The following is a 15064-nucleotide window of genomic DNA, read 5'->3' on the forward strand; positions in this document are numbered from 1 at the left end:
ACTGGCGGTGGTTTTGAAGTGCTGCCGGATAATCCGTCTGCAGTTGAAACGACGATCAACGAAGACACGACCTCGACAGATAAACCAACGCTCACGCTCACGGGCGATGCAGAAGTTATCGAAGGTGCTGAAGCCAGCTACACGCTGACCATCAGCGAAGCGCCAACAACGGACTTAACCGTGACCGTCGTTGTCGGTCACAAAACCTCAGAAGACGGCGATGTCACGCCAGTCACTCGCAGTGTCGTCATTGCTGCAGGCACAACGTCTACCGATTTCACCGTTGCGACGCTGGACGATTCGATTCTGGAAACCAATGACGATGATGTCTTTGAGGTGTCTGTTACAGGCTCGACCGGCGGCGGCTTTGAAGTGCTGCCAGACAACCCAGCGGCAGTTGAAACCACGATCAACGAAGACACGACCTCGACAGATAAACCAACGCTCACGCTCACGGGTGATGCGGAAGTTACTGAAGGCGAAGAAGCCAGTTACACGCTGACCATTTCAGAAGCACCAACCACAGATCTCACCGTGACTGTCGTGGTTGGACACAAAACCTCAGAAGATGGCGATGTCACCCCTGTTACTCGCAATATCGTCATTGCAGCAGGTACAACATCGACCGACTTTACCGTCGCAACCTTGGATGACTCCATCCTTGAAACCAACGACGATGATGTCTTTGAAGTGTCAGTCACTGGGACGACTGGCGGTGGTTTTGAAGTGCTGCCGGATAATCCAGCATCGGTCGAAACCACGATCAATGAAGACACAACGTCCACTGACAAACCAACTCTGACATTGACGGGCGATTCGGAAGTCGTTGAAGGCGAAGAAGCCAGTTACACCCTGACTATCAGCGAAGCACCAACGATTGATCTCACCGTCACTGTCGTTGTCGGTCACAAAACTTCCGAAGATGGCGATGTCACGCCAGTCACTCGCAATGTGGTGATTGCAGCAGGCACAACCTCGACCGACTTTAGTGTCGCGACCTTGGATGACTCGATCTTAGAAACTTCTGACGATGATGTCTTTGAAGTGTCCGTCACTGGGACGGCTGGCGGTGGCTTTGAAGTCTTGCCGGATAATCCGTCTGCAGTTGAAACCACGATCAACGAAGACACCACGTCCACTGACAAACCGACCCTGACGTTAACAGGTGATCCGGAAGTCGTTGAAGGTGCGGAAGCGTCATACACGCTGACCATTTCAGAAGCACCAACGACAGATTTAACCGTGACTGTCGTGGTGGGTCACAAGACATCCGAAGACGGCGATGTGACTCCAGTGACTCGCAATGTGGTGATTGCTGCGGGCACAACGTCCACCGACTTCACCGTCGCAACCTTGGATGATTCCATCCTTGAAACCAATGACGATGACGTCTTTGAAGTGTCCGTCACTGGAACGGCTGGCGGTGGTTTTGAAGTCTTGCCAGACAACCCATCTGCGGTTGAAACCACCATCAACGAAGACTCGAACTCGACCGACAAACCAACCCTTACATTGACGGGTGATAGCGAAGTCACCGAAGGTGAAGAAGCCAGTTACACCCTGACTATCAGCGAAGCGCCAACGGTTGATTTAACCGTGACCGTCGTTGTCGGTCATAAAACCTCTGAAGACGGCGATGTGACTCCAGTGACTCGCAGTGTAGTGATTGCAGCGGGCACCACCTCGACCGACTTCACCGTCGCAACCTTGGATGACTCCATCCTTGAAACCAACGACGATGACGTCTTTGAAGTGTCGGTAACAGGTTCTGCGGGCGGTGGATTTGAAGTCTTGCCGGATAATCCAGCGCCGGTTGAAACCACGATTAACGACGGCGATGTTGATGCGCCAACCCTTACGCTGACAGGAGATAGCAGCGTAGAGGAAGGAAGTTCAGCAAGCTATACCGTATCTATATCTGAAGCGCCAATTTCCGACATGAATATCACAGTGGTCATTGGTCATAAAACGTCAGAATCTGGCGACGTCACTCCAATAACAAGAACCGTCACGATAGCCGCAGGCACAACGTCGCAAAGCTTCACTGTTGCGACTACCGAAGACACATTGAATGAATCAGCGGATAACGATGTCTTTACGGTGTCAGTATCAAACGTGTCTGGTGGTGGGTTTGAAGCACAACCTGCGCTACCTGACAGCATCGAAACCACCATCGATGATGACGACATTTCATCCTTGATCGAGGATGTCGGCCCACAATCTGTATCAGGTGTGTTGCAGGTTATTGATGACAGTGACAATGCGCTTACTTTTGCCAACACAACCGTTGTTGGGGAATATGGTTCTCTAACACTGGTTGATGGCGATTGGACCTACACTCTCTATCAAAATGCTCAACCGCTAAACGACGGTCAAGAAGTGAATGAAAACATCACCTTGACCGCAACAGATGGTACACAGCAGGTTATTTCTATCGCTGTGACAGGCACACAAGATGCTCCTGTCGTGACGGGGAGTTTCACAGGTAGCGTTGATGCGGATGGATTCAGTATCAATCCGGATGAAACGAACAATGTTCATGCCGATAACGGAGCCGTTACAAGTACGACAAACGCGGCATGGACAACAACGTCCACTACAATCAATGGTGTGCCATACGTTATCGCGACACAATGGGGAGCAGGCACAGTTTCTACCTTCCTATCACGCGTGAATGATGACGGAACACTCACTGAAACTGATCGCATCACATACAACCCAAATGACGGTACCGTAGTCACATCATCAGGCGGCGATATCACCGCGGATCTGACTGCACTCGGTATCGAAGCAAGATCACTTGGCAATGGATTAACGCAATCCAACGCATCAAATATTGACGGTCAGCCAACGCTATTTGTGACATCGCAAAATAGTTCCTCTCTCACCGCTTGGAATATTTCGGACACAGGGACGCTCTCCATCAATGGCGGGATCACAGATATCAATTCAGATGATAGCCAAAGTTTTATAAGAGAAAACGTCACGTTCGAAGGGGCAGATGGCACAGACTACATCTATGTAACACGACCAGGAACCGACGGCATTTCCAAGCTCGCTTATGATGCACAGACGGGTGAGATGGTTAATACCAACGAGTTTATCTTTGGCGGAGAGTCTGTCTCTTCCATCGATGTCTTCACCAATGACAATTACGACAGCTTCCTCGCTGCTGCCTCCAATGACGCGGTGAGAATTTTCTCTATTGACCAAAGTACAGGGGCATTAACTCTCGTCGATACGGCAACAGTCGCACAGGGTACGAGCAACAGTGTGAATTTCTATCACACCAGTGATGGACGAACCTACGCCATCTACGCCAATAATTCGAGTAACCAAGCGACCATCTTTGAGGTGAGTAGCACCGGCGAACTCACTCAAACCGATACCGTCAATGGCGCAGGACATTACTTTGCTTCTGCCGGTTACATCGATGGCGAACCTGTCTATGTGATGCCAAATGCAACCCAAGGTGTTGACCTCTACACCATTGGCCAAGATGGGAAATTAGTCTTCCAAACTAACGTGGCAGATATCGAAAACGATTGGACACCACCTGTTATCGTCCAAACCGAGGATGGCAGTTATTATCTGGTGGACAGTGATGGCGAAGATAATGGCATTGTCAGCACCACCAAGCTGACCTTCGGCAATAGCGAAAGCAGTAACACTGACGATTCTAGTGTCACAGTGTCAGGTATTATCGGCATTTCGGACATTGATTCGAACGACAACCCTAGCTTCGAAAACACCACAATTCAGGGCACTTACGGTTCATTGACTCTGATAGATGGGACATGGACATACACGCTGGATAAGGAGAAATCTGCAAACATCCCAGATGATGAAACCACACAGGACATCTTCACGCTAACGGCAACGGATGGAACAGTGCAAAGTATCGTCATCGATGTGACAGGTCATCAGCCAGCCATTGATTTGAGTCTGCAAGGCGAAAACACAGGAAGTATAATTGTTGATCTGTCACCACAAGCGGCATCACCAGGTTTTGTTGAAAACAGTTCTACAGGTGATGTTGCTTTCACGCTGGATGCTTATACGGCAGACCTTGTCGATGACGCAGATCTTTCGGATTCTCTCGAAACACGTATCCAAATCACCTCATTGCCTAATGATGGTGTGCTGTATTATTTCAATGACAGCGGCACTAAGATTGCGGTTGCGTTAAATCAAATCCTGCCAGATGACACCGCTTTTGTGTTTGAACCTGACCGCTCATCTGTCACATTTGCCGAAAGCGATATCACAAGCTCTACTCAAACAACCATCGTAAAAGACGGGATCACCGTCTCTGGTGGCACATTCTCAGGCTCTAAACCAGACTCAAGCAGTACGATTACACCCGCCAATATCGCATGGGAGTTCCAATCCGGCGAAAGTGGCATTGGTGTTGGTGCTGATAGAGAGCTCACATCCTCCCTCAATGAAGTCATGGTGATCGAATTTACTGGCAATTCGGATATCACCAGCAGCAACATAGTGGTGAGTAGCGCTTACGGTAACTTTTCAGACACCCGTCCAGCAAATGGACAAGCGCATGCCATCGTTTATCGTGATGGACAAATCGTTGGTGAATATGACTACCCTAACTTGTGGGAAGCATCTGGCGGCGACGGTATCGCCACCATTAACATCGCGGACCCTGACGGGTTTGATGAAATACGCTTCTATGTCACTGCAACTGTGAATTCAAATCTAAACGTCACCAGCATTTCTGCAGAAGGCGTGAACACCACCGGAACTGAATTCAGCTATAAAGCGATAAATTCACTCAACAATGAAAGCGAAACGGCAACGGTTACATTGGGGGAAACCATTAACGACCAAGTATCCGTTAACACACCATCTAAGGCGACAGGCTCACTGTCTGTTGTGGGAGCTAGCGGCCTTGCGGCAGTATTTGCCAATACGACAGAAACTGGCCTGTATGGAGAGATAGTGCTTGTCGACGGCATGTGGACCTACACGGTCGACCCTACGCGCCTTGATGCTATTCCTGACAACCAGAGCGTCCAAGATGTCATTACCTTGACCGCGACAGACGGCACAACAACGGATGTCACGATTGTGATTGGAGAGTCAGAAGGTGCCATCACCAATTTCTATACGTCCCTCGCCGATGACAGCCTGTCAGACATTATCAACATGAACAATGTCACTTACCTTGGCAGTACAAATGACGACCTCATTCAAGGTGATGATGACGAAGATGTCATCATTGCGAGAGAGGGTAACGACCGCATTTTTGGCGGTGATGGGAACGACACCATTGATTTAGGGTTCGGTGATGACTTTGTCTCTGGCGGACGTGGAAACGACATTCTGACGGGAGGCGAAGGCGAAGATACATTTGCGTATTTCAGTGGCGATGAAGGCACTGGCTCAGCCCCTGCCGTTGACCATATTAGCGACTTTAATACACAAGAAGACACGCTGAACCTGACCGACCTTCTTCAGGGTGAGACAACAAGCACCGTCGATCAATATCTCAATATTGTTGATGACAGCCAGGGGCACGCCATTTTGAACATATCAAAAAATGGTGATGGCGTGGTAAATCAACAAGTTGTGTTTGATAACTTAAGCGTTGATGACATGGCGTCTGCATATCAAATTGACACCAGTAACATGACAGCAGATCAAATAAGCACTTCTGTCATTGACGCAATGCTTATGCAATCAAAATTGGTGATTGATTAAATCACTTCAACAACAACTCGTTACTTTTATAAATTAGCCCCAAATATTTAGACGCTTAACGTTTAGATTTTTGGGGTATTTATTATCAACACGCAACAACAAACACACCCATCATCAAGCAGAAAAATAAAACACTGCTATCACCTTACGAGCTTATCGTTACCCAAACATTCACTCACCAATAAATTAGGCACGCAATAAAAAATAGTCAGAGATTTCATTACAATTACGCCTCACTAGTGAGACTCAGAAAGCACACTGTCTAGACACCCTTCAAAACACCGTGGATTTACTATGGATTTAGTTGAATATTGTCACTGCGCGATATTTACACTGCTCAGACATAATTAATCGTCAGTCTCAATTATTAGATAAATAAAATCATGTTGTGGGAGAATGGACGATATTTCAGCGATGGTTTTCTTATAAATTCTGATAGATAAAAATACACATAAATATAATTTAAAGACGCGGACAACAGGAGTGCATAATGCCGAATTCAGTTCTCGGTCTGGCATCCGGAAATGCATATATCATAAAAGCTGATGGTTCTATTCAAATTGCTGCCGATAATCCCACCCTTTCAGAGGGTGATATTCTCATTCCTTCAAAATCGGCAGCGAAAAACAGCGACATCGATAATGACAGCAATACCAATGAGGGAGACCTTGGTGTTGACACGCAAGATGGTGAAGAAGTCGCTCTAGACGACCTTCCTACCGATGTTCAACAGATCATCGAAGCATTGGAGCGTGGAGAAGATCCTCTCAACGAAGAGGATTCAGAACCAGAAGCAGGTCAAGGCCTTCTAGGATCATCCATTGCCGCCCCCCCTACCATTGAATCAGGCAGCGAACACGTACAAGTTGTTGCTGATTTTTCTCTGGACGATAGCGCATTAGCGACTGATTCTGCTGGCGGTGATGGTGATGAAATCAGTGCATCATCACGTTTCATTCCAATAACGACTGACGACACCTCTCCTGTTATCACTCCTATCATCACGCCCGACCAACCAGCAGTATTTACTGGCACGCTGACAGGCAGCGTCAACTTTCTTGGTTTTGATGTAAACCCAAATGAAGGCAGTAACCTGACAAGCCCCAATGACGCGATCTCTAACGGTACACAACCCACGCGAACGACAACGACCATGTCGGTCACAGGTCTTGCTTTTGTCATTTCGACCACAACGGGTGGCGCAGATGGTATGGCAACCATTTCGCGCGTCAACAATGACGGCACGTTAACAGAAACTGATCGCATTACCTACGACGCCGCGAATAACACCATTGAATCGACGTCTGCCGGCGACCTCTCAGCAGCACTGACCGCGGCGGGTATCGACGATATCGCCTTTAGCAACTTGACCCATTCCAATGCCTTTAACGTTGATGGTGTCGAAACGCTGTTTTTGACATCCAACAGCGGATCTTCTATCACCGCGTGGTCAATTTCAGACGCTGGCACTCTTTCATTCAATGGCGGAAAAAGCTTCATCAATGCAGAAGATTTTAAAAGAAGCATTGGTGAGAACGTGGTGTTTGAAGCAGAAGATGGCACCGAGTATATCTTTGCCACACGCCCAGGAGGCGATGGGGTCTCCAAATTCACTTATGATCCTGTCACGGGTCAAATCACCAACAATAACGAATTCATTGATGGTGGCGATGCAGTCTCCGCCATCGACATCATTACACTCGACAACTACAGCACCTTCGTTGTTACCTCATCGCGAGACAATATAAAAACCTTCTCGGTGAACCAAAGTAACGGTGAATTGACGCTGGTTGATACACAGATTCCAAACAATGGAAATGCATCTTCCGTCAACTTTTACCACACGCCGGATGGCAGAACTTACGTCATCTACTCCAACAATGACCGTGATTCTGCAAGCATTTATGAGCTAAGCAACACGGGGACGTTGACCCTCACTGACACCATCACTGGCAATGGACATTACTTCGCATCGGCTGGATACATCGAAGGGCAACCCGTTTACGTCACCGCCAACAAAGTAGAAGGGGTCGACCTCTACACCATTAGCGATGATGGCAAGCTCGTCTATCAATCAACCGTTGACGATATTGAAAATGATTGGACGCCTCCCGTTATCGTTCAAACCGAAGATGGTAGCTATTACTTGGTTGATGCTGACAGTAACTCTGCCACTGCCAAAATAGACATTGGCGATGAAGATGTGCTTACTGTATCTGGCTCAGTCGCGTTTATAGACCCAGATTCAAGCGACGTACCCGTGTTCAACGACACAACCATCAAAGGCGAATATGGCACCTTTACATTGGTGAGTGGTACTTGGACTTACACGCTAGAGCGCGACAAAGCCCAAAGTTTAGATACTAATGAGGTGGCGCAAGACACCTTTACAGTCACCGCAACCAATGGCGCACAACAAAACATCGTTATCGATGTCACGGGTAACAAACCCTATGTCGCCAACAGTGTCATCGGTAACAATACAGACTCGCTTGCGCTTAACCTTAGTCAAACAACAGCGACTGGCACGTTGTCGATGGTGAATGCTGACGGAGATTTGGCGGCGGTGTTTGCTAACACCACAGAGTCTGGAAGTTACGGTAGCCTCACACTGGTCAATGGTAACTGGACATATACCGTCGACCCTTCCCTTCTGCCTACCATTCCAGCAGGAGCCACGATTCAAGATACCCTTTCGTTGCAAGCCACCGATGGCAGTAAAACAGAAGTGGTTATCGTTATTGGTCACACAGAAGCAGACATCAGCAGCTATTACGATAGCCTCGCAGATACTGGGCTGTCAGACATTATTGACCTCAACAGCATCACATTTGTTGGTAGTGAAAATGCAGACCTCATTCGCGGTAATAGCGGTGACGATGTGCTTTTGGGGTTGCTCGGCGATGACATTATTCATGGCGGTGCTGGGAATGACACCATTGATTTAGGCATGGGTGATGACACCGTCATTGGCGGTGCAGGCAACGACACGCTTTATGGTGGTGCGGGAGAAGACACCTTTGTGTTTGAACTCGACGACGTTGGAACAGCAGCCTCACCCGCTGTCGATACCATTGGTGATTTCAATACGTCAGATGATGCGCTCGATCTGTCGAACTTGCTGCAAAACGAGCATGAAGAGAGCATTGGCCAGTATTTGAACTTCATCGATAACGCGAGTGGTAACGCCACACTGCAAGTGTCATCTGAAGGGAATGGCGATATCGACCAACAAATCATCTTCGAGAATAAAAGTGTTGCTGATTTTGCTAGCGATTATGGCATCACCATCACAGGCGTTGCACCAGAGCAAATCAGTACCGCGGTTATCGATGCCATGATTGCGCAATCGCAAATCATGGTTGATTAAACGACACAAGGTCGATTAAGCAACACAAAGCCAACCAATAAAAGCCAGCATCGAGAATTTCTCTACGCTGGCTTTTTTACTTTCCGTACACATCTGCCGCTTCCCTATACAGAAAGCCCTTGTCCCTGATCCCTCACCTCAACACCCAGTGTTTTACGATTTTTACAACTTCTCGCTAAAACAAGGCGTTAGCCAAGCCAGTAAACATGCGTGTCTGCCTGTAAAAAACACCGTACAAAAAACTTTCACTTTTCGCTTCATTCCGGTTGATCAACCTCACATTAAATTGCATAATCTGCTCGAAATTTCACCGAGAGGAATAACTTGTGTCACAGAAAATCGTCGCTAAAGTCTCTAAGAACGCACCACTTTTTGTACTAATGGGCGCAACTATCGCGTTTACCATGTTTAATGCAATGTACTGGGGCGGCGTGCTGTAAGGCACGAATACCTTAGAGTATGTTAGAAGCCCAACGCGCTTTTAACATCGGGGAAAACTGGCAGTTGACCACCCTCGTTTGACTGCCAGATAGAACATCAGTAAACCTCACATCCTCTGTAACACGCTATGGACAGTTTACTTCCTCAACACCTTACCTCGTTCCGATCCAGCAAAAACACGCACAAAAAAAGCCCGATTTACACCGAGCTTGCTTGAACGAATCAAAACATATTTGCACGAGCTATTGACCACCCGCCCCCATTTTTGATTGCTCACTGCTTTCCACTAAATTGCGTGACGCATAATGCTTAAGAGCCTGCCAATGGGACTCATCAATCTCGATACCGTCTCTCCATGCTCTGCGGTCAGCTTCAGACAAAGACTTTGCCGTGATACATGTTGTAAAGGGACCAAAATCTTCCGCAGTAAACGCCGACTGTTGAACGTCAATATGCAGACATTTCTTGGGTAATTGGGGCAATTCACTGAAATAGATATCAGGAAAACGTCGCCCCGCATTCCACACACAATCCACATGAAACGGCGCTTGGCTATTGCTCCACTGCGCACGAACTGACAATCCCTTACCCGCCAGCTTGAGCAATTCACCGTACGCAAACCAGCGGTTATGGCTGTTCAGAATTTCAATACGAATGGCTGAGCGACCGATCATTTGATCCATAGAAACATCGATCAAAGCAGGAAAATGGTTCAGTAGACTCGCACCCTTCAAATCCGCAGAAATGGTGGCATCGTTTGTCAGAAAAGCGCCAACAGGTACGTCAGGCTCTGCCGCCAAAAAATCCATGGATGACACAAAATGAGAGACGCCTTTTAGCCCTGACATTTCTAAATCTGCCACCATGTTAGCAATCACATCCGATTCCCCACATTGGCGATGTAAGCTTTCATAAGCCTTACTGCACAGGGTAACCAGTTCATTGTGAGAGAGATACATCATGCCAGCCCCCCTCGCTTACACGTTGCCAACGCTGTCACTTCGCACTCAGTACAAGGCATCAATGGAAACAACCAGCTTTCCTCAAACCGTTTAGCGGCGAGATCACTCACTAAAGGCGCACCTTGGAATAAGGTCACACGCACCCAACGGTCTGATCGAGGGTCAAACTTAGTCGCACCAAACATCGACAATTTACAGCGCAACAAATGCATCGGTAATGCACGCTCTGACAAGACATTCATTTGAATATCGCCCATCGGCTGCTGCGCCATGGTCCACACACGTCGTGAAATCACGCGATGAGAAGGATTACTCAACAAAAAGTGCGCCAAAGACAATGACGGATCCGCCTGTTGCAGTGCCGCATACAATTTCGACACTTGACGCCCAATGTCCAAAGGTAATTCGCGTTCTTCTCCAGGCTCCTGGCCGCGAACACCCATTCTCGGTTCTTCTTTATCTTGTGAACGATACCAAAACCAATACTTGTTTTCTGGCTCAGTAAAGTCAATATCAATCGCCCAACGGTAGCGGGTTTCCATTACCTCCAGCATGTCTTTCACACTGATGCCAGGATCAAGTGATAGAGATTCGTCCGTATTCAATTTGTTGATGAAGCGATCAACACATTCAGGAAAGATCTCCATGATGCAAGTAGCAAGCACCTCTTGCGTTTCCAAGCTCAAATCGCTCGCACTATCAAGCACATCACCCCAAGTGTTGAACGGTGAAAACTGCTGTCGTATGCGTGTCATCAATGCAGGGATCTGCGCGATGCATTCCATATTCAACGCTTGTTGTTGTTCGTTGATCGTGATGATTTGCTCAAAGTGCCTTTGGGCTTTTTTCAGCAAGCCACACACACGGTTTGTACTCTCTTCATTCACACTCTGTGAGCAGGCTGAAGCCAACGCCATTTCACGTTGTGACAACCAGCGATCCACCACGCGAGGATGACGAATAAGATACGGAGCCATGCCCAAGCCCGTCGCATTACCTATACCAAGGTAACGTTTTAATTCAGGACAAATTGTTGATGCTTTTTCACCGCCGCGCTGCTTGGCAATATACTCGACCCAATCCAGACTGAATTGACGAAGAATATACACCGCGCACATTTGGGCGCTGAACGTTAAATTAAAATCTTCGTTGCTCTGCAGAGTTTCAAAATCTGCAATGCCAAACTTCCCATTGCCGTAAACAGCCGTGGTACGGAGGATATACCCCACGCGGGCAATCTCAGCCGTGTTTGGCTGTTCGCCTTGTGCCAATGACGACACCAAGTGTTCGAATACGCGCACGCTTTTGTTTGCACGCGCCAACACCAGCACACGGGAAGAATTACGACCTGCTTCTTGTAGGGGAACATTTTGACGAAGTTGTTCAATGGTGCTCATATCCGCACGCCCACGGATTAGCGCGAAGGTGACATCCCATTTTTCAGCAATGACACGGTCATTTCGATCTTCATCCGCAATCGCATCAGAGAAGACAACCAATTGGTATGTGTCATAAGAAGCTTCAAGTTCGTAAACTGCGGTACCAAAACCCTTGTCACTCATTTTCCAAAGGGCTTGCGACACTTTCCAATTTTCAGTCGCCATTTTTCTTATCAGCGATCGAACAAAGCTGATGCGGGTTTGGTGCATGGCGCCCAAACGTGTTGGGGCCATAACGATTGCAGGGTCTCGGAGCGTATTCTCAGATTCCTTGGCAAAGCTCGCGTTCATTCATGCTCACCTATGATTCTGGGACGTTACCTATTTGTCCTTATCCATAATTATCCGGAACATCACGAGTTCGTGATGTTCCGAAACGGCATATTTCTGTCCAATTGCGTCAGCGGGTTATCTCAACCCTTGCGCTGTCGCCATCTTCATTGCGATTTGTGGCGCATTCCAAAGTGCAGGAAGCAAGATGAGCGACACAGGTACCGCGGTAATCACAATGAAAGATTGCAGTGCCGATACACCACCCGCCCCTAGGGAAATCAATATGATGGCTGTTGCCCCCATCATCACACCCCAGAATGAGCGAATAAGCGCATTCGGTTCTGTTTCACCACTGATCACCACACTGATGGTGTAGGTCATGGAGTCACCCGTGGTGACGATGAAGATCGTGGTCAAAATCAGGAACAAAATAGACACAATCATTGGGAACGGAAGTTGCTGTGTGATCGCAAGCAAAGAGGCTGGCAAGTTAAAACCTTCAAATGCCGCACTCACAGAGCCTGGGTTCGCCATTTCAAATGCCAAACCAGAACCACCCACAATCGAGAACCAGAAACACGTAATAAGCGGTGCGATAATGCTAATCGTCGTGACCAACTGTCGAATGGTGCGTCCACGAGAGATTCGCGCAATGAAGATCGCCATCATTGGTCCATACCCAAGGAACCAACCCCAGAAGAACACTGTCCACCAGCTCAACCAACCCATATCACCGCGGAACGTCGCCATCGGGATAAAGTTGTCAATCATTGTACCCACACCCTGAACGTAACCGTTGATAATGAAATCAGTTGGGCCAACGAGAAGGATGTATATCATCAAGCCAACAGCCAGAATGATGTTGTAGCGGCTCAAAATTTGAATCCCTCGGTTTACCCCACTCAATGCAGAGATGGTGTAAATCGCAATGGCACCCAAAATGATGATGAACTGCGTGGTAAAGCCGTCAGGCAAGTCGAACAACGCATTTAACGCGTAACTGACTTGCAAGCCCAAGAAGCCGATAGGACCAATGGTACCCGCCGCCACTGCCACAATGCAGCATGCATCAATGAAAGAACCGAAGAAGCCTGTTAACACGCGATCGCCAAAAACTGGATACAAAAGTGTGCGCGGTTTAAGTGGAAGGCCTTTGTCGTAGTGAAGGTGCATCAACACAATGGTTGTTAGCGTGCCAAGGATGGCCCAAGCCAAAAAGCCCCAGTGCATGAAAGACTGTGATAAGGCATTGAACGCTTGGCGTTGAATATTGCCTTCAGGCGTACCATACAACGGAGGAGGATTCACAAAGTGAGCAATCGGCTCTGCCGCCGCCCAGAACACTCCACCACCCGCAAGTAGCGTACACAGAATAATGGCTAACCATTTGAAACCGTCTAGCTCTGGTTTCTCAAGACCACCCAATCGGACTTTCGATGTGGTTGGGCTAATCGCAAGGCCCATACCGACCAGGAACGTAATTAGCAGCAGCAACTGCCAATAAGGCCCAAATATTTTCACAGACCAAGCAAAGCCTGCATTTACAAGGCTCGACAACAGTTCGTTATCAACCAGTGCAAGCACAACGAACGCAGTCAAAAACCCTCCGCTCATCCATAACACAGGGTTGTTTAACCCAAGCTTTTCAATGGTGCTTTGTGCCTGTGGCACGGTTTTCTCTGAGTTGAGTAAGTCAGACATCTTCTGTCTCCACATGATGGCGAACACAATGGTCAGAGCCACGGTGCCCGTTTCGTTGACAGCAGGAGGCAAATCCTTCAGCCGCAGTAAGTTATTCCGCTGGTTTTAAGCCAGCATCGAGGAATTCGATCCAGTTTCCGCCAAGGATCTTGGCGGTCTCCGTTTCAGAAAACCCTTTATCGCGAAGTCCCTTAAAGATGTTCTTCATACCGCTACTATCGGGGAACCACGGCAGCGCCGCAGGCCAACCCGAGTTGCTGGCCGAACCTTCTCCAAAATCGAGGCTCTTTGACCAACGTCCATTTCGCATCCATTCCAGTACGCTTTGTGGCTGGTTCAGGCACAAATCGCTGCCAATGGCTAAACGATCAATCCCTACCATTTCGGCAGTATCTGCAATGAGCGAACAGAATCTTTCTAAGGTGCAATCACTGCCATCGGGCAAATGGAATGGATAAAGGCTAAAACCAAGCAGGCCGCCTCTTTCCGCCAATGCACGGATCACAGTGTCTGATTTGTTTCGAAGCGCTGCGTGCGCTGAGGAAGGGTTTGCATGACTAATGCAAATGGGGCGTGACGAAAGATCGATGGTTTCCAACGTTGAACGTTCCGCACTGTGCGACATGTCAATCACCATGCCCACGCGATTCATCTCTTCAATCACTTGTTTACCGAAGCGCGTAATACCGCTGTCGTTTTTCTCGTAGCAACCCGTCGCCAGGAGGCTTTGGTTGTTATAGGTCAATTGCATGATGAGCAAACCCTGCTTTCTCATCACCTCGACCATGCCGATTTCGTCATCCAGTGGCGAACAGTTTTGCGCGCCAAAAAATACGCCAACTTTGCCTTCTTCTTTGGCTTTCACTACATCGCTCATCGACATGACGTGCATAATGAGGTCAGGATTTTGCTCAAAGAGTAAATTCCACTCGGCAAAACGCGTTAGCGTTTCACGGGCCGTTTCGTGGTAAACCAAAGTGGCATGAATCGCCGTCACACCACTTTCTTTGAGCTGTTCGAAGTAAGCTCTGTTCCAGTTGCAGTACTGCAAACCATCGATAATAAGGTGGTCTTGATACATGCTGACTCCTTGCAAATGTTCGCGGTGTGTAACGTTAGAATGTGTTTAGGGAGAGGTGTGTAGAAACACACCTCTA

At 48.1% G+C, this 15064-nt stretch carries 6 protein-coding genes; 2 read left to right on the forward strand and 4 right to left on the reverse strand.

The genetic code is table 11. The features are described from left to right. Nucleotides 1-5721: VCBS domain-containing protein (locus tag BM082_RS14935; protein ID WP_074927538.1), on the forward strand; the 5721-nt coding region annotated here is incomplete at its 5' end. A gap of 490 nt (nt 5722-6211) precedes the next feature. Further along, on the forward strand, nt 6212-9091 hold the full coding sequence (locus tag BM082_RS14940; RefSeq protein WP_074927540.1) for a VCBS domain-containing protein: 2880 nt from the start codon (nt 6212-6214) through the stop codon (nt 9089-9091). 683 nt (nt 9092-9774) lie between these two features. Here BM082_RS14940 and BM082_RS14945 read toward each other — a convergent pair. From BM082_RS14945 to BM082_RS14960, 4 genes are all read right to left on the reverse strand, one after another. After that, nucleotides 9775-10494, reverse strand: coding sequence for a DUF3726 domain-containing protein (locus BM082_RS14945; protein ID WP_229491832.1), 720 nt, complete (start codon nt 10492-10494; stop codon nt 9775-9777). After that, entirely contained in the window at nt 10491-12224 is a 1734-nt protein-coding gene (locus tag BM082_RS14950; RefSeq protein ID WP_074927542.1) for a hypothetical protein, read from the reverse strand. Before BM082_RS14950 ends, BM082_RS14945 begins: the two co-directional genes overlap by 4 nt. Before the next feature lie 117 nt (nt 12225-12341). Further along, complete coding sequence (locus BM082_RS14955) at nt 12342-13907, reverse strand: BCCT family transporter (RefSeq protein ID WP_026024412.1); 1566 nt, start codon at nt 13905-13907, stop codon at nt 12342-12344. Between the two features lie 91 nt (nt 13908-13998). Then, complete coding sequence (locus tag BM082_RS14960; protein ID WP_074927544.1) at nt 13999-14988, reverse strand: membrane dipeptidase; 990 nt, start codon at nt 14986-14988, stop codon at nt 13999-14001. Nucleotides 14989-15064 lie beyond the last annotated feature (76 nt).

This window comes from Enterovibrio norvegicus DSM 15893 (assembly GCF_900115495.1).
In the GTDB taxonomy this organism is placed as follows: domain Bacteria; phylum Pseudomonadota; class Gammaproteobacteria; order Enterobacterales; family Vibrionaceae; genus Enterovibrio; species Enterovibrio norvegicus.